General features: G+C 70.6%; 21 protein-coding genes. 9 read left to right on the top strand and 12 right to left on the bottom strand.

What is annotated here, in order from left to right:
- Positions 1-54: 54 nt before the first annotated feature.
- Positions 55-2,130: an NAD-dependent DNA ligase LigA gene (ligA, locus tag ACNF49_RS32110; RefSeq protein WP_498703269.1), complete on the top strand. Its 2,076-nt coding sequence runs from the start codon at positions 55-57 to the stop codon at positions 2,128-2,130.
- Between the two features lie 530 nt (positions 2,131-2,660).
- Here ligA and ACNF49_RS32115 read toward each other — a convergent pair.
- Positions 2,661-2,951, bottom strand: a complete 291-nt coding sequence (locus ACNF49_RS32115) for a hypothetical protein (protein WP_357979032.1) — start codon at positions 2,949-2,951, stop codon at positions 2,661-2,663.
- Between the two features lie 150 nt (positions 2,952-3,101).
- On the opposite strand from ACNF49_RS32115, the gene ACNF49_RS32120 reads away from it, so the two are divergent.
- Positions 3,102-3,227: a hypothetical protein gene (locus tag ACNF49_RS32120; RefSeq protein WP_482939910.1), complete on the top strand. Its 126-nt coding sequence runs from the start codon at positions 3,102-3,104 to the stop codon at positions 3,225-3,227.
- A 186-nt stretch (positions 3,228-3,413) separates the two neighbouring features.
- On the opposite strand, the gene ACNF49_RS32125 is transcribed toward ACNF49_RS32120, so the two are convergent.
- Both ACNF49_RS32125 and ACNF49_RS32130 read right to left on the bottom strand, forming a co-directional pair.
- Entirely contained in the window at positions 3,414-3,737 is a 324-nt protein-coding gene (locus ACNF49_RS32125) for a YciI family protein (RefSeq protein WP_357979028.1), read from the bottom strand.
- A gap of 53 nt (positions 3,738-3,790) precedes the next feature.
- Positions 3,791-4,399, bottom strand: coding sequence for a dihydrofolate reductase family protein (locus tag ACNF49_RS32130; protein ID WP_482939912.1), 609 nt, complete (start codon positions 4,397-4,399; stop codon positions 3,791-3,793).
- Between the two features lie 318 nt (positions 4,400-4,717).
- On the opposite strand from ACNF49_RS32130, the gene ACNF49_RS32135 reads away from it, so the two are divergent.
- From ACNF49_RS32135 to ACNF49_RS32145, 3 genes are all read left to right on the top strand, one after another.
- Positions 4,718-5,308: a phosphohydrolase gene (locus ACNF49_RS32135; protein WP_482945614.1), complete on the top strand. Its 591-nt coding sequence runs from the start codon at positions 4,718-4,720 to the stop codon at positions 5,306-5,308.
- 16 nt (positions 5,309-5,324) lie between these two features.
- On the top strand, positions 5,325-5,759 hold the full coding sequence (locus ACNF49_RS32140; protein WP_482939913.1) for a DUF6193 family natural product biosynthesis protein: 435 nt from the start codon (positions 5,325-5,327) through the stop codon (positions 5,757-5,759).
- 199 nt (positions 5,760-5,958) lie between these two features.
- Positions 5,959-6,603, top strand: a complete 645-nt coding sequence (locus ACNF49_RS32145; protein ID WP_482939914.1) for a hypothetical protein — start codon at positions 5,959-5,961, stop codon at positions 6,601-6,603.
- A gap of 174 nt (positions 6,604-6,777) precedes the next feature.
- Here the strand turns inward: ACNF49_RS32145 and ACNF49_RS32150 are convergent, their stop codons facing one another.
- The 4 genes from ACNF49_RS32150 to ACNF49_RS32165 form a co-directional block, all read right to left on the bottom strand.
- Positions 6,778-7,299 (bottom strand): GNAT family N-acetyltransferase, encoded by a 522-nt coding sequence (locus ACNF49_RS32150; protein WP_482939915.1) that lies wholly within the window; start codon positions 7,297-7,299, stop codon positions 6,778-6,780.
- A gap of 144 nt (positions 7,300-7,443) precedes the next feature.
- Positions 7,444-7,989 (bottom strand): GNAT family N-acetyltransferase, encoded by a 546-nt coding sequence (locus ACNF49_RS32155; protein ID WP_482939916.1) that lies wholly within the window; start codon positions 7,987-7,989, stop codon positions 7,444-7,446.
- 211 nt (positions 7,990-8,200) lie between these two features.
- Positions 8,201-8,986, bottom strand: coding sequence for a thiamine pyrophosphate-dependent enzyme (locus tag ACNF49_RS32160; RefSeq protein ID WP_482945615.1), 786 nt, complete (start codon positions 8,984-8,986; stop codon positions 8,201-8,203).
- Positions 8,987-8,991: 5 nt separating this feature from the next.
- Positions 8,992-9,813 (bottom strand): thiamine pyrophosphate-binding protein, encoded by an 822-nt coding sequence (locus ACNF49_RS32165; protein WP_482939917.1) that lies wholly within the window; start codon positions 9,811-9,813, stop codon positions 8,992-8,994.
- Positions 9,814-10,118: 305 nt separating this feature from the next.
- Between ACNF49_RS32165 and ACNF49_RS32170 the strand changes: the two genes are divergently transcribed.
- Together ACNF49_RS32170 and ACNF49_RS32175 are read left to right on the top strand one after the other, a co-directional pair.
- Positions 10,119-11,255: an FAD-dependent oxidoreductase gene (locus ACNF49_RS32170; RefSeq protein ID WP_357979011.1), complete on the top strand. Its 1,137-nt coding sequence runs from the start codon at positions 10,119-10,121 to the stop codon at positions 11,253-11,255.
- A gap of 41 nt (positions 11,256-11,296) precedes the next feature.
- Positions 11,297-11,749 carry a hypothetical protein gene (locus tag ACNF49_RS32175; protein WP_482939918.1) on the top strand — a complete coding sequence of 151 codons (453 nt, stop codon included), beginning with the start codon at positions 11,297-11,299 and terminating at the stop codon, positions 11,747-11,749.
- A gap of 944 nt (positions 11,750-12,693) precedes the next feature.
- On the opposite strand, the gene ACNF49_RS32180 is transcribed toward ACNF49_RS32175, so the two are convergent.
- Positions 12,694-13,125 carry a hypothetical protein gene (locus tag ACNF49_RS32180; RefSeq protein WP_482939919.1) on the bottom strand — a complete coding sequence of 144 codons (432 nt, stop codon included), beginning with the start codon at positions 13,123-13,125 and terminating at the stop codon, positions 12,694-12,696.
- Complete coding sequence (locus tag ACNF49_RS32185; protein WP_498703270.1) at positions 13,119-13,655, bottom strand: DUF4253 domain-containing protein; 537 nt, start codon at positions 13,653-13,655, stop codon at positions 13,119-13,121. Before ACNF49_RS32185 ends, ACNF49_RS32180 begins: the two co-directional genes overlap by 7 nt.
- 309 nt (positions 13,656-13,964) lie before the next feature.
- Between ACNF49_RS32185 and ACNF49_RS32190 the strand changes: the two genes are divergently transcribed.
- Positions 13,965-15,086 carry an NAD(P)/FAD-dependent oxidoreductase gene (locus tag ACNF49_RS32190; protein ID WP_498703271.1) on the top strand — a complete coding sequence of 374 codons (1,122 nt, stop codon included), beginning with the start codon at positions 13,965-13,967 and terminating at the stop codon, positions 15,084-15,086.
- Between the two features lie 280 nt (positions 15,087-15,366).
- Here the strand turns inward: ACNF49_RS32190 and ACNF49_RS32195 are convergent, their stop codons facing one another.
- Positions 15,367-16,137, bottom strand: coding sequence for a hypothetical protein (locus tag ACNF49_RS32195; protein WP_482939921.1), 771 nt, complete (start codon positions 16,135-16,137; stop codon positions 15,367-15,369).
- A gap of 423 nt (positions 16,138-16,560) precedes the next feature.
- On the opposite strand from ACNF49_RS32195, the gene ACNF49_RS32200 reads away from it, so the two are divergent.
- Positions 16,561-21,120 carry a CHAT domain-containing protein gene (locus ACNF49_RS32200; protein ID WP_482939922.1) on the top strand — a complete coding sequence of 1,520 codons (4,560 nt, stop codon included), beginning with the start codon at positions 16,561-16,563 and terminating at the stop codon, positions 21,118-21,120.
- A gap of 28 nt (positions 21,121-21,148) precedes the next feature.
- Here the strand turns inward: ACNF49_RS32200 and ACNF49_RS32205 are convergent, their stop codons facing one another.
- Both ACNF49_RS32205 and ACNF49_RS32210 read right to left on the bottom strand, forming a co-directional pair.
- Positions 21,149-22,060: a hypothetical protein gene (locus tag ACNF49_RS32205; RefSeq protein ID WP_482939923.1), complete on the bottom strand. Its 912-nt coding sequence runs from the start codon at positions 22,058-22,060 to the stop codon at positions 21,149-21,151.
- Positions 22,057-22,875 carry a hypothetical protein gene (locus ACNF49_RS32210; protein ID WP_482939924.1) on the bottom strand — a complete coding sequence of 273 codons (819 nt, stop codon included), beginning with the start codon at positions 22,873-22,875 and terminating at the stop codon, positions 22,057-22,059. Before ACNF49_RS32210 ends, ACNF49_RS32205 begins: the two co-directional genes overlap by 4 nt.
- Positions 22,876-23,017: the final 142 nt, after the last annotated feature.

Raw genomic sequence — 23,017 nt, forward strand, 5'->3', positions numbered from 1 at the left:
GACTGGAAGTGGCAGGGGGTCCGGATTGTCGGTGGCTACCGGCATTGTAGTGCTATGACCGAGACGCCCCCTTTTACCGTCCTCGCTGATGACACGGCCTACGCCGAGGCCGTGCAGCTCGCCGTGGACTCCGCCGCCGCCTACTACGCCGACGGCACCTCCACCCTCGACGACGACGCCTACGACCGGCTGGTGCGCGGCATCCAGGCGTACGAGGAGGCCCATCCCGAGCAGGTGCTGCCGACCTCGCCGACGGGCAAGGTCGCGGGCGGCGCGGTCGTGGGGGACGTGCCGCACACCGTGCCGATGCTCAGCCTGGACAACGTGTTCGGCGCCGAGCAGCTCGCCGACTGGGCCGCCTCGGTCGAGCGCAGGCTCGGCCGTCCGGTCACCGCGTGGAGCGTCGAGCCCAAGCTCGACGGCCTGGCCATCTCGGCCCGCTACCGCGGCGGCCGGCTGGCCCAGCTCGTCACCCGGGGCGACGGCACCGCGGGCGAGGACGTCTCGCACGCCATCGGCACCATCGTCGGCCTGCCCGAGCGGCTGGCCGAGCCGGTCACGGTGGAGCTGCGCGGCGAGGTCATGATGACGACGTCGCAGTTCGAGGAGGCATGCGCCAAGCGCTCGGCGCACGACGGCACCACGTTCGCCAACCCGCGCAGCGCCGCCGCCGGCACGCTGCGCGCCCAGGACCGGCCGTACGTGTGCGAGCTGACGTTCTTCGGCTACGGCGCGCTGCCCGCGCCGGGCGACGACTCCGACCTGGCGGTACAGCTGCGCGAGCTGCCGCACAGCCAGGTCATGGAGTGGGTGGCCGGGCAGGGCGTGCAGACCACGGCCGCCACCGCGGTCGCCGGGATCGTCACCGACACTCTGGAGCGGGTGCAGGAGCGCGTCGGCGAGATCGCCGCGGCCCGCGCCGGGCTGCCGTTCGGCATCGACGGCATCGTGATCAAGTGTGACCTGGCCTCCGACCAGGCCGAGGCCGGGTTCAGCTCGCGCGCGCCGCGCTGGGCGACCGCCTACAAGCTGCCCGCCACCGAGAAGATCACCAAGCTGGTCGGCGTGGAGTGGAACACCGGCCGCACCGGGATCATCGCCCCGCGCGCCGTGCTGGAGCCGGTCGAGCTCGACGGCAGCGTCGTCACCTACGCCACGCTGCACAACGTCGCCGACATCACCCGGCGCGGCCTGATGCTGGGCGACAGCGTGGTCGTCTACAAGGCGGGCGACGTGATCCCGCGCGTGGAGTCGCCGGTGGTGCACCTGCGCACCGGCGAGGAGCGGCCGATCCCGATCCCGCAGGTCTGCCCGTCCTGCGGTGACGCCATCGACAGCTCGCAGGAACGGTGGCGGTGCGTGCGCGGGCGGGCCTGCCGGGCGATCGCCTCCATCGTCTACGCCGCCGGACGCGACCAGCTCGACATCGAGGGCCTGGCCGAGAACCGCATCAAGCAGCTGCTGGACGCCGGTCTGATCGCCGACTTCGCCGACCTGTTCTTCCTGACCCGCGAGCAGCTGCTCAGCCTGGACCGCATGGGCGAGACCAGCACCGACAACCTGCTGGCCGCCTTCGAGCAGGTCAAGGGGCGGCCGCTGAGCCGGGTGTTCGCGGCGCTCGGCGTCCGCGGCACCGGCCGGTCGATGAGCCGCCGCATCGCCCGCCACTTCGGTTCGATGGAGGCCATCCGGGCCGCCGACGCCGCGGCGATCCAGGCGGTCGAGGGCATCGGCCCGGAGAAGGCGCCGGTCGTGGTGGCCGAGCTGGTCGAGGTCGGGCCGCTGATCGACAAGCTGGTCCAGGCGGGCGTGAACATGGCCGAGCCGGGCTGGACGCCCCCCGCCGAGCCCGGCTCCCCGGAGACCGGCGGCGGGTCCGGGCTGCCGCTGGCCGGGATGTCGGTCGTGGTGACCGGCGCGATGAGCGGCACGCTGGAGGCGTTGAGCCGCAACGAGATGAACGAGCTGATCGAGCGCGCCGGCGGCAAGGCGTCCTCCAGCGTCTCGGCCAAGACGTCGCTGCTGGTGGCCGGCGAGAAGGCCGGCTCCAAGCGGGCCAAGGCCGAGAGCCTGGGAGTGCGCATCGTGACGCCGGAGGAGCTCGCCGAACTTGTCAGCTCCTTTCTGTAGCTCTTCATGAGCCGAAGCAGGTTCCGTGGAGGCGCACTGCCGCCACGGAACCTGCGCAGTGGTAACGGCCGGGTGCCGTGCTCAGAACTTGCGGTCGCGGCCGGCCTCGGCTCCGCAGCTGGGCGCGGCTACCTGTCCCGGCCGCGCGATCGGCTACCTGCTCACCCACCAGCGATCCGACGGCGGATTCGGCCCCGCGGTCTTCGTCCTGACCGCTCTGGGAGACCTCCACCACGACCGCGCCCTGCGACACCAAAGGCGTAGACACCGCCGTGCCATGCGGGACCCTACGCACGCCGGACGGCGAGTGTCCTGCACAGGCAACTGACGGAACGGGCGTCAACGGCCGACCGCGGACGGCAGCTGCGATGACAGCCCATGATCATCGCTATCGCCGATCTCTGCACCCAGACTCCTCAGGGCCAACCCAACACCTCGGCGACCTGACCAACCAGTTCGCGCATCAGGGGACCCACCCCGGGCGGCAGTTGACGACCCGTTCGCCGAGCCGGCGATCCTGAGCCCGGCAATCAGGGCAGGTTCGAGCGCTGTCGCCGGCCACGAAGTCTCTCCAGTGCGGCCGCAACCTCATTGACCTGCTCAGGCTTCCGGGTGCTCCACTCGGAGACCTCGTTGAACCATCGGTTCCAGACCGCGCCCACAGCCTCGGCTGTGATCTCTTCCTCGCCGCACACCAGAGCGGTCAGATCATGCACTTCAGGGCCGTACTCGTCCTTGGGAGCCCCCATGCCCAACAGACCTTCGGGGTCGTACTGATTGATCAGCACACGGACAGCAGCGGCTATCTGATCATCCCTCATGCCTCCAGCATGCCCCGGCACCTCCGGGCCTTCCCCTTACTTGCCGAACATGCCTGGCAGTCCTTCAAGCAGCTGACCGTTATCACCCGCGGCGGCCCGAGCACCCCACCTACAGGGCGAGCTGCGCCGCGAGATCCACGAGGGCCGCAGGTGGTGGAGAACTGGAACTCCGCCAACACCGGCCTGTTCCTCGGCAGCGCCGGCACCACCTCCGGCAGCGACAAGGCTTCCGCGCGGGTGATGCGCCGCTCCATGGCGGTCTCGGCCACCACGTAGGCGCGGGCGAGCTCGGGCAGGGTCAGGCCGCCGACCACGCGCAGGGTCAGCGACGCGGGTCTGCATCGCCGGCGCCGGGTGGCAGCAGGTGAAGATCAGCCGGAGCCGGTCGATGGCCTTGCGGTTGGCGGCGGTGGTCAGCCAGGCGCCGGGGTTGGGGGTATACCGTCGGCCGGCCACCGCTGCTCACAGGAACGGCCGCACCTCGATCTTCCGATCGCAGACCTTCGACGCCTCGGCGGCGAGCTTGAGCGCCACATCCAGATCGGGGGCCTCCCACACCCAGATGCCGGCGAGATACTCCTTCGACTCCACGAAAGGCCCATCGCTGAACACCGCCTGCTCGCCCCGGTTGTCGATGACCGTGGCCGCGTCGGTGTCGGCGAGTCCGCCCGAGAAGACCCAGTAGCCCTCGGCGATCAGCCGTTCGTTGAACGCGCTGATGGCGGGCCGTCTGTCCGTGCTGCCAGGATCGCTCTTGTCATCGATCACGGAAACCAGGTACCGCATTTGAAGATCAACTCCTGTGACGTCAAGACAGCGTGGTCCGGTGGCCAGGGACTTCAGACCGTCGCATACCGCGGGCGCCCAGCCGGCCGGTAGACCTGGATCGACACACCCTTGGTGTCGACCCGCGATTCGACCAGGTCGAGCGCAAGATCCGGGCCCGCGTCGGGGAACAACCGCGCGCCCTGGCCGACGACCACCGGGACGGTGATCAGAGTCATTTCGTCGACCAGGTCGTTCTCCAGCAGCCACTGGATCAGGATGCCACTGCCGTGCACCTGCAGCTCACCCCCGGGCCTGGCCTTCAGCTCACTGATGGCCGCCGCGAGGTCACCGCGGAGAACGGTCGTGTCCCGCCAACGCGGGGCGGTGAGCGTGGTCGAGGCAACGTACTTGGGCGCCTCGTTCAAGGCCACGCCGATGGGATGTGCACGCATCTGGTCGATTGCCCCCCAGGAGCCGGTGAACAGCTCATACGTGCGCCGGCCGAACAGGAACGCCTCGGCGCGCTGAAATGCCTGCGTGATGAACGACCTAGTCTCGTCGTCACCCTTCCCCCGGGCCCATCCGCCGCGCTCGAATCCGTTCCCGCGGTCATCCGACGCGGCGCCGTTTCCCTGCATCACTCCGTCGATGGTGACCTGAGTCATGGTCGTCAGCTTCATATCGTGGTTCCTTCGCCTTGGCGCCGTCCCCCTGCGGGCGGCCTCACCCCTGCTACGAACGCCACCGCCCCGATCCGACACCGCCTCCCGGATTTCTTTGCAGAATTTCCGGTACGCCGGTCGTCAGCGAGCCGACACACCAACGCGGACACCAGCGGCTAACGCTCCGCACCCATCGCCCAGATCTTTCTCGACGGAATTCGGCCCCGATCCCGATGGCAACACGGGCCCCAGCTGCTCTACTGGCCACCAGGCCAAGGACCTCCACTCTCATGACGTCCCCGGAGGAGGCGCGATCAGTACCCTGGCGAGGTGACGATGGACGCCGCCATGTCGAGGGCCACGAGTGGCGCAGTCGACCCTCCGCTGATCCCTCTGCCAGAACACATCGCGGAGCTGCTGTCCGACGTGGGAAGCCCGCTGCGACTGGTGGCCCACCTGCGGGCCGTGCACGATGTCGCGTACCAACTGGTCGCCTGGTTGGAGAAGCACCGTCCCACCTTGATCTTCGACCGTGAGGCGGTGCTGTTCGGGGCCGCGACGCACGACATAGGAAAGGCCGTCCATCTCGGCGAGCTCTCCGGCCCTGGGGCGGCGCATGAGGAAGCGGGGCAAGCCCTTCTGCTCGGCCGCGGCGTCAACCCGGAGCACGCCCGCTTCGCCGCGACGCACGCATCCTGGACGCGGCAGGATGTCGGCCTGGAAGACCTTCTTGTCAGCCTCGCCGACAAGGTCTGGAAGAACAAACGCGTCCCGGACCTGGAGGACCTCATCGTGGCCCGCCTGTCCGAGGCCACCGGCCGAGCAACGTGGGAGGAGTTCATCGCGCTCGACGAGATCCTCTCTCACATCGGCGAGCGAGCCGACGAACGACTGGCGTTCCAGGCATCCTTCCCGATCCACAGCTGAAAGCCGGCGACACACCATGACGATGAACTCCGGCACCTCCGGTCGGATACCTCGGATTCCGCCGAGGCCAGAGCTTCCCGATCTCGCCGCTGCCCGCAGGCTCGGCCCCGCGGAGACCGTCGAGGCGCGCTGGCAGCAGTTGCTGCTCGTCTGGCGCTGGCATCACGAGCGGCATGAAGCCCTGCACCCCGGCAACGCCTACCCGGGCATCGTGGCTCTGATCGAGGCTGCCGGCGCGGAACCGAAACTCCGGCAGCTCTATCCCTTCACCAGCCATTTCACGATGCTGTTCAGCAGCTGCACGAGTTACCCGTGGTCGGTCCAGGCGCCGTCGATCGAACCGCTACGTGACGGCCGGTTTCGTGTCCGTCGTCCTCGAAGCTCCGAAGCCATCGGGGTCGCCCACACCGCGGGCATCGCAGTGGCCCTCGCCGGCCCGTTCGGCTCGTGAGGTCCTGGAGACGTTCACCTGCCCGGCTTCGGAGCGCTTGCCGATCGAACCATCGTCTACCGGGACGTCTTCAAGAACGATCCAGAAGACTGGCCGTTCAACCCGCCCGTCGTGGACCTCTTCGGCCCAGAACTGAAGGACCAGGAGATCAGCAGCGAAGACTTCGAGACGGCCTGGCAGCGCGCCCGCAGGGAGAACCGTGAGCTTTGATCACCAGCCCGGCGCCTCACAAGCGCGGAGGTACAGCGCGGCCGATATCACCGTGCTCGAGTTCGACGCCGCCGTCCTCGAACGGCCGGGCATGTACTTCGGGGTAGAACTGGACGACCCCAGGCTGCCGGCCTTGTTGCTGTCGGCTGTGACGCGGCACGCACTGCACCCAGCACCGCGAGTCGCCGGAAATCACTGGCTGACCTCGGAGATCGTTGTCCTCGGAGACCTCTGCTTCACCGTGGCCATCGACCAGCAGCACTCGTGGTCAGCCTCCCCGCCCCTCGGCTACTTCGACTCCCTACTCGGCCCCGAGTGGTGGCTCTTGGCAGCCATCGCGACCCTCTGCACATCGACAACGGTCGAAATGTGGAACGACGGCCGAGGTTTCCGCCAAGAACTCGCCGGCCTGCGCCCTCTCAGCCCCGTGCAGAGAGTCGACCCGCGGGCCGGAAGCGGGACTCGCATCACCTTCACCATCGACGCCCGCAACCTCCCGCCCAGCGCTGCCTTTCCCGCGAACCTCGGCACCATCGACGCCCACGGCACGGACTGCACCGCAGCAGACGGACCCGGTCACGTCGTCATCCGCGACGCCAGGCCGGGCAACCAGAGCAGCACCTGCCTGGCCTAGGGATTCACTTCTCGCCCCATGGTGCGGCGATCTCGAGAAGGACCACCCACACCGGGTTGACCACCAGCGATTCGCCCGCCACCCAGCCCGCGGCCCGCCTTGTACGGGACGCGCGCTGGTCGATGAAGCTCCGCCCGGATCACGAGCGGCGGCTTCGTCAGCCTCTGCGGCTGCTCATGTGGCAATCATCGAGAAGACTGCCAGGTCATAAGCCTCGCCCCCGTCCCGCTCAGCGATCCGCACGGTGCCCTCCCGCTGGTATCCGGCCTTCTCGGCCACCCGTAGGGAAGCGGCGTTGTCGATGCGGGAGCGCAACTGAACACGCCGTATCCCACCGTTGACAAGCGCCCACCGTCCGACCGCGCGCGCGGCCTCGGTCGCATAGCCGCGACCTCGCTGACCTGTGTGAATTCCGTAACCGATCTCGGTGCGGCCGACCTCCCAGTCGGTGTCGCGCAACCCGATACTGCCGACGATCTCGCCGGTGGCCTGCTCCACGATCGCCAGGTGTACGCCCTCGCCGTCCAGCCGTCGCCGGTGCACGGTGTCGGTCAGCCACCCGTGCACGTCGGCGACCATCTCCGGGGAGCCGGGGGGCAGCGCCGTTCGATCCTCGGAGGCCACGAATGCCGCCACAGGTACGGCATCCTGCGGCCCGAACTCACGAATCACCAATCCATCGGCGATGATCTTCACTGGAGGGAACACGGCGTGCAGTTTAAGCCCCTCACCTGACGCGTGATGTGTAGGGTGGCCGACCCGGGAACTCCCACCCTTTGCGTCCCGTCGAGGCCTTCGGCGGTGGCCACCTGCGTGATCTGGTGGCCGATGCTCGCGTCTCTAGCGCGGGTCGAGTACGCGCGTCATCCAGATCGAGTTACCGTGTTCGACGTCCTCGTCGATGCGGTCGCTTCGGTGGAAGCCGAGTTTCTCAAGGACGCGGAACGAGGGCGTGTTCCACTCCCGCACAGTGGCCCAGAGGCGGCGACGCCCTGTTCGAATCGCGGCTTCCAGGACCGCTCGGGCGGCTTCTGTCGCATAACCATGGCCGTGAGCTCGTTGTGCCAGCTCGTACGCGATCTCAGGTTCGTCGAACGATCCCTGGCCGACGGTCAATCCGCAATACCCGATGAACTCACCGGTGTCGCGCAGCTCTATGGCCAGCAACCCGAGCCCAGGAGCCGCCGTCAGCGGATTGTCAATGAGCCAGCTGCGGACGTCCTCGACCGTCGGTCGTCCCTCGGCGTCGATCCGCCGGGCCGCCGGCACTCGCGGGTCCCGCTCAAACCACAGCCCGCGGAACTCCTCTGCGTCCGACGGCACCCACCGCCGCAACCGCAGCCGCTCGGTCACCAGCTCCGCCGGAAAATCCACATATGTCATCATCTCGACCAACCTAACCCAATGCTGATCAACCTCGGACGGTGACCTTCCAGGTCATCCCAAGGCCGTCCCTCGCCTCGATCCCGAACGGTTCCTTCACAGCACGCCAGACGGTCCAGGGTGAGGCGGCCGCCGCAGGGCGCCCGGAGCGTCCTCGCGGCGCTTTGCGGCGACGCGTCCCTCATTGCGTCAGGAGGTGGGTTCGGACGGTGGTTCAGGGCAGCACTGCAGGCAGGCCGCGCGAGTCGACCTTCGCGACGATCAGCGCCGGGGCGCTGGGCGAGGTCTTCACGGTGGCGAGCGCCTGGTCGAGCTCCGCCGCGGTGTCCACGGAGTACGTGGACCGCACGCCCAGAGCGTTGGCGAACTTGACGAAGTCCCATTGGTTGAGCAGGACGTAGGGCTTCGGCGTCACGCCGGGGTTGGTGAAGTAGTCCGAGTCGATGAGGTACTGCTCCAGGCCGTAGATGCCGTTGTCGATGACCACGACGACGGGGTTGCGGTCATAGCGTACGAACGTGGACAGTGCCTGGGCGGTCATGTGGAAGCCGCCGTCGCCGCAGATGACCAGGGGACGCCTGCTCGACCCGAAGGACGCGCCGACGGCAGCGGCCACGGAATGGCCGATGGAGGCCCACACGGCGCTGCTCAGGAACCCGTCGCGGCCTTTGACCGGCAGGTTCGCCGCCGAGGCGCCGCCGAGGAAGGTGTCCGGCATCGCCAGCCATGAGGCTTCCAGGGCGACACCGACGCGGTCGAACACCTGGGCGTAGGTCAGCGGGCCGGTGGCGACGGGCGGGGCCGGGTCGACGGCCGCGGAGATGGGAACCGGCGCCTCCTTCGCCGCCTCGGCCACGAGTGCGGTCACCAGGGCGGTGATGTCCGCGTTCTGCTTGCTCCCGTTCTTGATCTTCACCTTGCCGTCGTAGGCGGTGACGATGTGGTCGGTGTTGTCCCGGATGAACGTGGCGTAGCTGCCCGGGAAGACGCAGCCGAGCATCACGATCAGGTCCGCGTCCCGGACCTCGGGGGCTGGCTGCTCGGCGGGGCGAAGACCCCGACCCAGCCGTCGTCCTGTTCGGACAGCACCGATTTGGCCAGCACCTGGGTCGACCAGCGGACACCGAGCTTGGCGATCAGGGCGGCGACCTTGTCGGCCAGTCCGTAACGCTGGACCTCGACGCCCAGCAGGAGCACGGGTTTCGTGGCGGCGCGCACGAGGCCCACGATCGTGGTGGCGAGCTGCTGCTCCGTGCCCGCCGCCGGATTTGTGACGGGCAGCGCGCCGGCCGGGGGCGTACAGGCCGCCGTCCAGATGGTCCGATCGATCTCGATGTAGACCGGCCGTTTCTTCCTGATCGCCGTCGAGATCGCGCTGTCGACCAGGGCGGGCACGTCGGCGGCCTGCTCGGCGCGGGCGGCGCTCGCGGTGACCAGCCGGTAGGCGTTGAGGTCTCCGTCGGGCTGGCCGGTCGAGTGCGAGAACAGGACGTCCAGGTTCTTCAGGTTGGCCCGGTTCGCGGCGCTCGGGCCGCCGTTCACGACGACGACCGGGCTGCGCTCGACGAACGCGCCGGCGATGGCGTTGATCATGCTGAGCATGCCGACGCCGTTGGCCACCGCGGCGGCGCCGAGGCCCTTCGTACGCGCGTAACCGTCGGCCGCGTATCCCGCTTCGAGGTCGGTGGCCGTCACGACCGGCGTGATGTGGTGCGCGCCCACCGCGTCGAACAGCGGGGCACCATATGCGGCGGGCACACCGAACAGGGTGTCGACCTGTTGCTGGCTCAGCCGCTTGAGTATGTAGTCGGCAACGGTGAAGGGCACGATGACGCTCCTGGGCATGCCCGCCGTACGGCAGATCAGTCGGAAGGGACAGGCGCGGATCGTCCGGCCGCTTGGGACGCCTACCCGCGCGGCCGGCCGGGCGAACGCGCGGGAGCCGTGCCTTGACCTTACTCAGGACGGGTGTTTCCGCAGGTCAAGACGTCCATGTGCGGCACGGCCGGACGTCGTCGCCGCCTCGGAAACAGTCGTCCAGAAACCGGTCAAGCGTTGGAGTCCGGGGAAGGGCCGGACGCCTGCACGGGTATGCGTACCGATGGCCAAGCATCTGATCACCGGAGCCCGACATGCTGCTGGACGAGCGTGGAGTGAGCACACCTTCCAACCTGCCCACTCCGGACTTCACCTTCGACCCCCATCAGCCGGGCGCGTGCGTCGCGGGTCTGAGGCCCTACCGCAAGAACTCCTATCGGCTCGGCGGCGAGGAGCTCGGCGACAAGTTCGTCATCCACAACTACGGCCACGGCGGTGGAGGCATCACGCTGAGCTGGGGCTGCGCCGCCGCGGTGCGGGACATGGTCCTCAAACGTCAGGTCGACACCAAGGTCATCGAAAGGGAGATCGCGGTGATCGGCGCAGGCGTCATGGGAATGACCGCCGCGACCCTGCTGCTCGACCTCGGGCTGAACGTCACGATCTATTCCGACCGCAAGCCGGTCGAGACCACGTCGTACAAGGCCGGCGGCCAATGGGCCGCGTCGATCCTGGAGTATTCCAAGGACTTCGCCAAGGTGCAGGAGTTCCAGTACATCCTCGCGACCGCCTACACGATGTTCAAGGCCAGCATCGGCAAGGGCTTCGGCGTGTCCGAGGTCGACAACTACAGCGTTCGCCCCACCTCGGGCATCGACGTCGTGCATGAACTCGTGCCGGGACTGCTGCCGCCGCGCGAATATCTCCCGCGCCTGCCATTCCAAGGACACACCACCTCCGGATACAGGTACCGGACGTTGCTCGTCGAACCGCCGATCCTCATTCCCAGGCTGGAACGCGACCTGAGGGCGCGCGGCGTCATGTTCGTGAGCCGGAGATTCATCAACAGCACGGACGTGCTCACGTCCCTGACGCAAAAAGTCATCATCAACTGCACCGGCCTCGGCGCGAAGGAATTGTGGAACGACAACAACATGATCTCGTACCGAGGGCAGCTCGCGATGTTGCGGCCGCAGGTGAACCTGGAATACCTGTACGGGCAGAGCGGGTACATGTTCCCGCGCCATGACCGCGTCGTCATCGGGGGCACCGTCGAGGAGAACGACCACGAGGTGTTCGATCCCGACAAATGCAAAGACCTGGTGGATTACATGGCCGGCGTGTTCGGCCAGGGGCCCGCGGTGCCGATGCCGGACTTCCACGTTCACCATCCGCGCAACGAGCGCATGGTCGATCCGAGACTGTCGATCGCCCATGACGCCGAGCACTGAACGCGGGAATGTCAGCAACCACAGGAAGTGACGAGGCGTCAATGACTCAGACAGTTCAGGGATTCAGCGTCCAGGCCAAGTGTCTCGCCCAGGACGGCAAGCCGTGGCAGCTGCCCGGACCGGACGACACAGCAGAGAAGGGGGAGAGAGTGACCCTGTACATCACTGCCCGCCTTCTCAACTCGTCGCAGCCCTCCACGGACCTGGCGATGATCGACTGCGAAATGCTCCGCGGATTCACGCCAGTAACGGATTCGCTCGACGCCCTCGTCGCAGGCGGCCTCGTCACCTTGTACGACATCGATGAGACAGATCAGTTGAACCAGCGACTGGAGCTCTACCTCAAGGAAGTCGGAAGCACCCCTACCGAGATCGCCTTCGAGATCGAGTGCAGACACGCGGTCCGCGACCTGAAACCATCGACGATCGAACTTTCCGACTCCTACGACGCCGACAGCGGCGTTACCACCACGTATCCCACGGCCAAGGAATGACGAGCCAGTCGATGACGGCAGCGATGGGGATGGCGGCTTCGTAGCGGACAGCACCGGCGCCGCGCCGCCTTCGGCAGTCCCGCGTACGACAACTCGGACGCCGCCCTGACCGCCACGTGCAGGACCGATGGAGGCGACGCCGTACGGGGTGCCGCCTGAACACGCCTACGCCACGCCCGACAGCGGCTGGGCCGTCTCGTCGCGGTCAACACCAACCTGCATTGAACGCTGGGCGTCTTGGTTCGGGTGGCGGCAAGGGCCGCGCCCACCGCAGGCGATGAGCCCGGCCGGCGCTGACGCTGCCCGAGGGGCCCAGGAAGGTCTGGTCGTCACCCCTCCATCGGACGCTTCGCGGTGACGGTCGCCGGCCCCCAGCCCCTGAAGGCGGCACCACGTGGGCGAGCTGGTCCAGAGGGGTGTCCGTGAGGTGTTCGGCGAGAAAGCCGAGGATTGAGGGCGGCGCGGTCGGTGCTTGCGACAGCCCGTCCGAGGTGCAGGACGAGCTGGACCCCGCCGTCTTGGCGGCCATGGTCGCCCCCATTTCGGCAAGGGCGCAGGCAGTCCTCGGGACCGCTCTTTCGTCTTGGCCATCCCACCCCGAGCGGCGCGCAACGCCAACGGAAGAGCCCCCGAGCCTCGTCCGCGACGTGGTGTCCGGGTCCGCGCCGAACACCCGGATCGTTTCCTACGGCGCCGACATGGACGGCAACCTCGGCCCGGCGCCTTCCGGATCAACACCAGCTTCGCGGACGGGTTCGCCGGCTGCTGGTGAATCCATCCGAGCCAGCCCTCGGCCGGGGCGGGAGCGCTACGGTTCCGCTTGGATGTCGGCGGCGTGCAGGACCGACCCGACCGGTCCTGGACGCACAACCCCGGGCGGTCCGGTCCGACGGCCCCGTGGCGTCAGACCGGACCGGGTCCGCCGGATTCCCGGCGGATGCGGACTACCCCCAGCACGGACCCTGGGCGCTGTTGACCCAGTCGATCTTGGTGACGGTCACCGGCAGAGGGTAGGTCTCGTGTCCCGCCCCGACGTCACCGTCCTCGGCGCGGTGAACGCACATCGACCCGCTCTGGCCGACCGAATTGACGTACGAGACCACGACGTGGTCCTCGGTGTCGGGCCAGCCGTAGTTGAAGAAGGACCGGACGTTCTTGTACGGGCTGAAGAGCACCCCGATGGCCGACCAGTCTTCGCCCCGGCCGATGCTGATCTTCGTTGCTTCCGAGATGACCTCTGTCGAATACATGCAGAAATCTCCCCGCCCGCAGCCATACATGCGATCGGGAAGGCTTGCCGCGCTCGCGGGTGACGCGAACGCCAGCCCGGCAAGGGAGATGGCAGCGACAGCAGCCGGGATGAATCTTCTCAGCATGAGATCTCCTCGTCAGTGGTCCGAGCAAGCCCGAAGGCCGTGAAACGCCTGCCCGTCGAGCAGGTGGCGGCAGGCAGAGGCCCAGTCTTGGTGGCTGACGGATTGACTGGAACCCCGATTCGCCACGCCACACAAACTTGATCGCGGTACTGGTGGGGCGGAGCCAGTTCATCTCCTCGGGCCCAGGGCTGTCGCCTGGTTCCGGCCTCGGCAGGAACACGCAGCTCAGCGCCCCTGCCTGTCGTCCACTTGTTCTCGGTTGTTGTCTTGTCCACGCCATCGGGACGCGGTGTCCGATCTTGTGCAGACATGGGACGCCGAACTGGCCCACCCCCACACCCTCCATCCCGGGAGTCGAGTCCCACGAGGCGTTCCACGTAGGCGGCGACCGTGATGTTGTCCGGGCAGAAGGCGAAGTGCTCAGCCGCGACGTGAAGGGCCTCCTGAAGCGTCGCAGGCGGGGAGGCGACGCTCACGTACAGGTCGGCGAAGCCGACGCCGACGACCACCGCGCCGAACCGGTGTTCCAACTGCGTACGACGGCGGCGAGCTCACCGGTGTCGTCGGTGTGTTCGCCGGGCCCGTCCATCAGCTGCGGATGTCGCCGGGAGAGCCGCGTGGTCACCCGGCGAGGTCGCGCGGTAATGGTCGCAGCCGCCGGAATTGAGGGAACCGCCGATCTGAGTGCCCAAGGAGAAGGGGCGGCCGATAACGAACCGTCCATCAATCGGACAGCCTCGATGCCGCGCTTCACCGGTCACCACATCCGCACCGCAGAAAGAGAAAGCCATGACGCTTGCCATGGGGCCGGAGACGAATGTTCGTGAGAAAATCGGGTCGTGGAGCGGCCTGGGTGTGTTGCTGTCATCGGGGCGGGCGTTCTCGGAGCCTGTGTGGGCTGGAATTTGGCACGGCACGGCGTCAAGGTGGTCTTCGTCGACGCGGGCCGACCGGGTGAAGGGGTCACCGACTGGTCGTTCTCGTGGGTCAACGCCAGTGCCAAGACCGCGAGCAGGTCCTACTTCGACCTGAACGTCGCGAGCATGGCGGCGTACCGCGAGCTTGCCGAGATCATCGGGCCGGCCCCATGGTGGCACCCCGACGGCCACCTGCGCTGGGCGGACGACCCCGCGACGGAGGCGAGCCTCCTGGAAACGGCCGGGCTGCTGGCCGGCTGGGGCTACCGGGCCGAGGTACGCACGGGAGCCGAGGTACGCCGCCTCGAACCCGCGCTCACGGTGTCCGACGAGGTTCCGGTCGTGTTCTTTCCCGACGAAGCCTGGGTGCACGGACGCCAGCTCGTCGGCCGCCTGGTCGGCCAGGCCGTCGCGGCCGGCGCCGAGCACCGGTTCGGCGCCACGGTCCATGACATCGGCACCGCCGCCGACGGGAGCGTACGGACCGTCGCCCTGTCCGACGGCAGCCGTCTCGACGTCGACGTGGTCGTGAACGCCGCGGGACCCGGCGCCGCCCACGTCGCCGGGCTCGTCGCGCGGCACTTGCCGATGCGCCGGGAGCCCGGCCTCGTCACCCGGATCGAGTGTGCTCAGGTGCCGATCCGCCGGGCCATGCACGCGCCCCGCGTCGCGATCCGTCCTGACGGAGACGCTTCGGTGGTCCTCCACAGCCGCGAGGTCGACGCGCTCATCGACACCGGCGAAGATCCGGCGGCGCTCGAACGGCTGCTCCACGAGTCGGCGCGGCACGTCGTTCCCGGGTTCGAGGACTCCCGCGTCGTCGGGACACGGGTGGTCGACCGCCCCATCCCGGGCGACGGATACCCCTCGGTGGGAGCGGTGCCGTCCGTGCCGGGCTACTACGAGGCCGTCTCCCACAGCGGCATCACGCTCGGGCCGGTGATCGGCCGGCTGCTGGCGTCGGAGATCGTCAGCGGGAGCAGGGACGAGACGCTCGCCGAGTTCCGCCCGGAACGGTTCTCCCATGACAACCGGGCAAGTTGACGGTACGACCTCTTCCGCAGCGGGTCTCAAGCTCCCGCGGGCCCCCGCACGGTTTCGCCAGCTGCACCGACCTGTGGACCTTGCGATGGTCTTCTGGGGCTTAGAGCTGATCTCTGTTGTGCTTCGATCTCTCGCTGTAGTCGAGCGAGGGGAGCGCGGGTGGCCAAGCCGAAGAAGGCCGGCTCCAAGCGGGCCAAAGCCGAGAGCCAGGGAGCGCGCATCAGTTCGCCGAGCTCGCCGTAACTGCACGGGCCGCACCCGGCCGCCCGGAGTCGGGCCCTCACTCGCGGCGGCGGCGGGGCGGGAGGTCGGGGCCGCCCTTGTGCAGCCGGGCGTTGATCTGGCCGGCCTCCTCCGCCGTGATCACACCGTGCGGCAGCTCCACGCCCAGCGCCGTGGCCAGGTCGCGCTGGCGGACGTCCACCAGGCTCTCCACCAGGGTCGCGTACGCGTGGGCATGGCGCCGGCCGGCCGCCCAGCCGCCGGTCACCAGGCCCGCCGCGACCACGGCGCCGGGCCACCAGGCGCAGCCGAGGAGCGCGTACAGCAGGCCCCAGCTCACGGTGAGCGCGGCGGTGTCGAGCGCCGCGCGGGCCTCGCGTACGGGCACGCGCTGGTGATCCTCCAGCAGCGACCACAACCGGGGCCACACCAGGGAGACCCGCAGTCCGTGGTACTCGGCCCGCACCCGCTCCTCCAGCAGCGCGAGCCGACGCCCGGGCCAGGTGAGCCTGCGCCCGCGCCGTTCCAGCAGCCACAACCGCTCGACCGCGCCCACCGCCAGCCGGGCCAGGCCCGCCGCCACGGCGGCGGCCAGCACCACGACGACCCCCACCGTCACCAGCGCCACCGGGTCGAGGCCGATCCGGGTCAGGTCGGCACGGGTGCGCCGGACGAGCAGGCCCAGATCGAGGGCGTGGGCATGGCCGAGGGTGACCGCGCACCAGGCCGCCGCCGCGAAGCAGAGACCGAGCGGCCAGGCCGGGGACAGCCAGCGTTCGGTGGCCTTCTTGCCGACCTCGGTGAGCAGCCCGTCGAGCACGGCGGTCACGACTCCGTGAAACGCATGGGCCGCCGGCGCAGGTCGCAGACGGGGGCCGGTTCGCGGCGTCGCGACCCGACCGGCGGGGGCACCAGCCGTCGGGGCAGACGTACACGCCGCGCAGCTCGGGCCCGGCGGCGCCGAACAGCAGATACGGCTGCGGATCTCCGCGCCACTCGTCGGCCTCCTCGGCCTCGTCGGCCGTGGCGGGGTCGAGCAGCGTCAGCACGTCGCGGGCCGTGCCGCCCTCGTCGAGCACGGTCAGCGCGTCGGCCAGGGCCGCCAACCAGCCGCCGGCGGCGGCGTCCCGCCGCAGGGAGGGAAGTTCGGCGCAGAGGTACGCCCGCGCCTCGTCCTCGGTCATGGCCACATCGTCCACGATGGACGGCCCTCTCCGGTATCCCGAGATTCCTCCGGCCGCTCTGAGCGGACATGGAACCCGACCCGGACGAGCTGCTGGCCCGCTTCGAACGCGAGGACGACCTCGAAGCCCTCGACCAGGCGGTGGACCTGTACGCCCGGGAGGGCGGCACGCCGTACGGCAGGGCCTTGCTGATGCGCCACGGCCGCACCGGCGCCCGGGACGACCTGGACCAGGCCGTCGCCGCCTGCCTGACCGCGCTGGAGAATCCTCCCGCGGACGCGCGGGAACGACTCACGGGCCTGATCGCCGCGGCTGACGCGCTGGTCGCGAAGTGGGACCTCACCGCCGCCCCGGCCGACATCGACGCCGCGATCGTCCGGTACCGGCAGGCGGCCGACCTCGCCCCCGGCTCCGCCGCGGCGCTGTCGAAGCTGGGGCTGACCGTCGCCAGACGCCGCATGATGGGCGGGGGAGAGCCCGGCGACCTCGCCGACGCGCTGGAGCTGTGCCGCCGGGCGGTCGCCCTGGGCCGTCCCGACGGAGACTCCGACCTGGACCGGGCGGCGGATCTGAACAGGCTGTCGGTGGTGCTGAGCGTGCGGGCGACGGAGGCCGGGGAGCCGGAGCTCGCCCGGACGGCGATCGCGACCATGGACGAGGCGATCGCGCTCCTGCCCCACACAGGGCTGCACCGCCGGCGGTACGAGATCGGCCGGTTGACGATCGTCGGCAACCACTACGCCATGCTGGAACGCCCCGAGGACCTCGACGACCTGCTCACCGGCTGGGCCGCCCTGGCGGACGACCTGCCCGCGGACCTGCCCGCCCGCCGCTTCGCCGTGCTCCAGCACGGTTTGGCGCTGTATGCCCGGTTCGGCACCACCCGGCTGCCCGCCGACCGGGACGCCGCGATCACCCTCCTGCGCCGGGCCCTCGGCGACCCGCGCCCGGGGTTGCCCGCGCTCGACCGGTTCGCGGACCAGGTGCTGCGCAACCTGCTGTGGAGCCGCATCTCCCAGGGGGCGCGTCTGGAGGACGTCGACGAGCTCGCCGCCCGCGTCCGCGCCCTCCTGCGGGACCGGCCCGACGACCAGGAACTGCGCGAGGAGTTGCAGGCGACGAGCACCGCCCGTTTCTCCGTCACCGGCGACCAGGCCGACCTGGGCTCGGGCGAGGACCTGCAGGACGAGGTGAGCCGGGCCACGGCCAGGGTCATGAGGGCGATCACCGCCGATCCGGACGAGCTGGAGGCGGCCATCGCCCAGGCCGACCGGGCCCTGACCACGCCCGGTCACGACGAGGACCGGCTCCACCTGCTGCGCTTCACCCTCACCGGAGCCCTGTACGCCCGCTACGCGGCGCGCGGCGACCGCCGGGACCTCGACCGCTCCGCGGACATGCTCGCCGACCTGACCCGGACCGACCTTCCGGTCACCGGCCACCTGAAGGTGCAGCTGGCTCTCGTCCGGTGCGCCGTCCACGACCTGACCGGCGAGCGGGCCGTCCTCGACGACGCGCTCGGCCTCGTCGCGGAGGCGGACGCGCTCATCCCGTCCGGCCACGACGACCGCAGGCTCGTCGAGCACGTCCGGGGCATGACGATGTCGCGCCTGCACCGCCAGGACGGCGATCCGGCCCACCTGAAGGCGGCCGTGGACGCGTACCGGGCGGCGCTCGACGCGACGCCCGCGAACCATCTCAACCGCAGCGTGCTCGAGTCGGAGCTCAGCATCGTGCTGCAGGACGGCGCCGCCCACTCCGCCGGCGCCGGCGCCGACGCCGCCCTCGACCTGGCCCGCCGGGCCGCACGCTCGGCGCCGCCCGGCGAGCGGCGCTTCAACGCGCAACTGGCGCTGGGCCGGGCGCTGGCCCAGAACTCCCGGCTCGCCGCCGACCCCGGCACGCTCGACGAGGCGATCTCCGCCCTGCGCCGAGCCCTGCCCGAGTTGCCGGACGGGCACCCCAACAGGGCCTTCGCCCTGAACGTGCTGTCGCAGGCCCTCACCGCGCGGGCCGAGTCGACCGGGTCCCCGGCCGCCCTGGACGCGGCGATCGCGGCGGGCGAGGAGGCGCTGCGCCTGCCGGTGCGCGGATCCGTCCGGGCGAACGCCATGCTCAACCTGGCCGAGGCGTGGCGCATCCGCGCCCAGCGCACCGGCGACCGCGCCGACGTCGAGTCGGCCGCGCGGACCCTCACGCAGGCGCTCGACGAGCTGCCCGAGGGCCACCCGCAACGGCCGCCCTGCCAGACCCAGCTGGCCATCGTGCTGTCGCAGCGGTACACGATGCTCGGCGAGGTCGCCGACCTCGACAGGTCCGTCGACCTCGCCCGCTCCGCGCTGGCCGCGCTGCCGTCGCGCTCTCCGCTCACGGGCCCCGCGCTCCATGCGCTCAGCGGCGGCCTGTGGAAGCGGGCCGACCACCGCGGCGACAGGGGGGACCTCGACGAGGCGGCCGAGACGATCGAACGGGCCCTGGCCACTCCCACCGCCGACCTGACGCAACGGGCGCCGATGTTGTACCACAAGGCGGGCGTGCTGCGCCGCCGCGCCGACGTGCGCGGCCGGCCCGGCGACCTCGACGAGGCGATCGCGGCCGGCCGCGAGGCCCTGGCGATGCTCCCACCCGGCCACGCCTTCCGGCCCGTCCTCACCAAGGGCCTGTCGCTGCTGTACGTCAGCCGCTACGACGACCACCCCGGCGACCTGGAGGAGATCGTCCGCCTGGGCCGGGAAGGGCTGGCCGCCACGTCCAGGGACGACCCGTCGTGGGCTGGTCAGCAGCACGTGGTGGGCCACGGCCGGCTGCTGCGCTTCTGGCGTACGGACCGGATGCGCGACCTGCGCGCCGCCATCCGGCACCTGGAGGCGTCGGTGGACGCGACCCCGCCCGACGACCCCCTGCTGGCCGCCCGCGCCTCCCAGCTCGGCCTGGCCCTGAACGAGAGGTACGCACGCCGCCGCCGCAGCCGCGACCGCGACCGCGCCATGGCCGCCTTCCGACTCTCCGCCGGCGTCACCTCGCAGGACTCCCTGGCCCGGCTGGAGAACACCCGCATGTACGCCGGCTACAACCTGCACCACGGCCAACCGGTCGAGGCCCTGGAGCAGTACCGGGTGTGCGTGCAGGAGCTGCTGCCGCTCGCGGCCTGGCGCGGGCTCGACCGAGGCTCGCAGGAGTACCAGCTCAGGCAGGCGGCGGGGCTGGCCACGGAGGCGGCCGCCGCGGCACTGGTCGCGGGAGCGCCGAGGGCCGCCGTCCAGCTGCTCGAACAGGGACGCAGCGTGTTGTGGGCCCAGCTGCTCCAGACCAGGAGCGACCGGAGCGAGCTGCGTGCCCGTCATCCCGGGCTCGCCGCCGAGTTCGACGAGGTGAGCGCCGTCCTGGACAGGCCGTCGGCCGGCGAGTCACTGCGACCCGACGAACTCGGCTTGATCGGACGTCCCGACCGGCGGCTCGAAGCCGATCTGCGGCGCCGGGCGACGGCCCGCTTCACCGAGCTGTGCGACCGGATCAGGGAGCTGCCGGGCTTCGGGTCGTTCCTCCGGCCACCTGACTTCACGGCCCTGCGCGCGGCCGCCGACCGCGGTCCCGTCGTCCTGGTCAACGTGGACCGGCGGCGCTGCGACGCGTTGCTCCTCACCTCCGGTGGGCTGCGCGTGCTGCCGCTGCCGCGGCTGAGCCGCGAGGAGGCCGCCGGGCGGGCCCGGGAGTTCCGCCGCACGCTCGGAGCGGCGCACGGCGGCATGGCGGCGCGCATCTCCGCCGCCCAGACCGTGCTGGCCACCCTGGAATGGTTGTGGGACGCCGTCACCGGCCCCGTGCTGCACGAGCTCGACCTGCCCGCGGCCTCGGACGGAGACCCGCCCAGGCTCTGGTGGTGCCCCACCGGGCCGCTGGCGGGCCTGCCGTTGCACGCCGCCGGACGGCACCGTGACGGCGGCCCGTGGGCGGGCGACCACGTCGTGTCCTCCTACACGCCGACCCTTCAGGCTCTGCTCCGCGCCAGGGCCATGCCGTCGGCGCCGCCGTCCGCGCCGGTCCTGGTGGCCGCGCTGGCCGCCACCTCGCGTCCTGACCGGCAGTACGCGAACCTGCCCCAGGTCCCCGCCGAGGTACGGGCCATCCGCGCCGCCCTGGGCCCGCGGGCGGTCGTGATCGAGGACTCGGCCGCCACCCGGCGCGCCGTGCTCGACGCCATCCCCGCCTACCGGCGGGTCCACTTCGCCTGCCACGGCGACCAGGACGACGCCGCCCCCTCCGCCAGCCGCCTGGCGCTGCACGACGCCGACCTGACCGTGCTCGACCTGACCACGGTCGGCGTGGACGGGGGCGATCTGGCCTTCCTGTCGGCCTGCGAGACCGCGCAGGGCGACGCCGCGCTCACCGACGAGGCCATCCATCTGGCCGCGGCGTTCCAGCTCGCGGGCTACCGCAACGTGATCGGCACCCTGTGGTCGATGTACGACGCCTCGGCCGCCGAGGTGGCCGCGGACGTGTACGCCGTCCTCGCCGCGGGCGCCGCCGACCCCGCGGTGGCGCTGCACCGGGCCGTCACCCGGCTGCGCGGAACCGCCCGCTTCGGCAGCCCGATGTTCTGGGCGCCGTACGTGCATATCGGCGTGTGACCGCGACCGGCGGTCGGCCAGGGGGCGGTCAGGGCGGGCAGTCGGGGGGCATCCGGAACACGCCGAACTCCAGGCGCAGCGAGTCGTCGGCGGGCAGGGCGATGGCCCGTGCCGACAGGTCGGACATCCAGCAGGCGGGCAGGAGGAAGTACCGCTGGTTGGAGTTGATCAGCAGGCGCAGGCCCGTGTAGCGGAAGCGGTACATCGCGCCGGGGTCGGGCAGGGCGGTCTCGGTGATGCCCGGCCCCTGCAGGTTCAGGCGCCGGGCCGCGTAGACCACCGTGCTCGGCAGCCTGCGCATGTCGGCCAGCGTCCGGTCGGCCTCCCGCTCCCCGCGTGACTGCGCGAAGAGGGTGATCCCCCACAGCAGCAGGAACAGCAGGAGCGCCGTGCAGAGCGTGCGCCGGACGAGCTGGTCGGCGGCGGAGGGCGTGAGACCCGGATCGAGCCGCTGCCGCAGGGAGGAGCCGTAGACCAGCAGGAAGACGCCCAGGCCCAGGCAGAGGGGCATGGCGTAGGGCGGCAGCGGCCGCCATCCGGCCAGGCTCGCGATGCCCGCCGCGGCCCCTGCCACCCCGAGGACGGCCATGCCCCTGACCGCCCACCTGGCGAAGGCACGATGCCGCTGGGCGGACCGGGTCAGCCACGCGTGCGCCGGCTGCGCGACCAGGGCCGTCACCAGCACGAGGATCAGCGGCTCGGCCGCCAGCGTGACGCTGCGCAGCGCGTAGTCCTGCAGGGACAGGCCCAGCATGCTCTGGTCCACGCCGAGGCGGGCGTACATGGTGTTGGTACGGACCGCCCCGAAGTACACCATGATGGCGGCGATGAAGGTGGTCGGCGTCACCACGTGGGCGAGGATCCGCCACAGGCGGGACACGTCCTGGCCGGTGCCGCCGTCGTCGTCCGGGGGGTCGGCGGCGGGCGGTGGGGCGGTCACGAGGGGCCCGGCGCCGGGCCGGTCTCCTCCGGCGGCGGCTCGGAGTGGTCGCCGGGCGGCTCGGTCCCGCCGCCGGTGTCCGGGGGCTCGCCGGGCGGCTCGGTGCCGGGCTCTCCGGAGGACGGCTCGCCCGGCTCCGACGGCTGCGAGGGCCCGGACGTGAGCTCGGACGACGGCTCGGACGACGGCTGCGTGGAGCCGGGCGAGGCGGTGAGCGTCGCGCACTCCGGCAGGGTCTCGGTGCCGGACACCACCGCGCACGCGTTCCTGAGGTAGCCGTCCGGGACCTGGCCGCCCTCCCGCTTGATGCGGGCGATGACCTGCCGGACCCTGTCGCGATCGCCCAGCGCGGCGGCGCTCTCCAGTTCCGCCTGGTCGATCATGGCGAACAACGGCGCGCGCATCTGCGGGGGAATGTCCTTCCGGTGACGGTTCGCGGCGTCGGCCCGCTTGATCGACTCGTCCCATTTCCCGCTGTTCGCGTTGATCACCGCGCCGCAGGCGTTGGCCACCGCCTTCTGGCTGTCGGAGCTGCCGGGGTCGGCGGCCACCTCGTCGATCTTCTGCGCCGCCGGTCCGGCGAAGTCCCGGTCCTGGAGGATCTTCTGGCAGTCCAGGCCCACCTGCGCGGTGGGGTCGGGGAGGTCGCCGGCGTCGTCGGGGACGATCGGGGCGTCCGGCGTGATGACGGGCCGGGCCTGCCTGGGCGCGCCGGGCCCGGCCTCGCCCGCCCCGGAGCCGTCCGGACCGCCGTCGCCGCAACCGCCGGTCAGCGCCACGGCGGCGAGCAGCGTCACGGCCGCCCGCCAGGACATCCCCACCGTTCCCCCGAATGCTCCACGACCCATCGGAAACAGGTCATACCGCCGCCAGGAGGACGCCACTCCCGGACGACCCGAAGCTGGGGAATCCTTTGTCCTGCGGGATCGGCGCGGAAGGCGGCCGGGCCGGTGGTTC

The organism is Actinomadura sp. ATCC 39365, assembly GCF_054392275.1.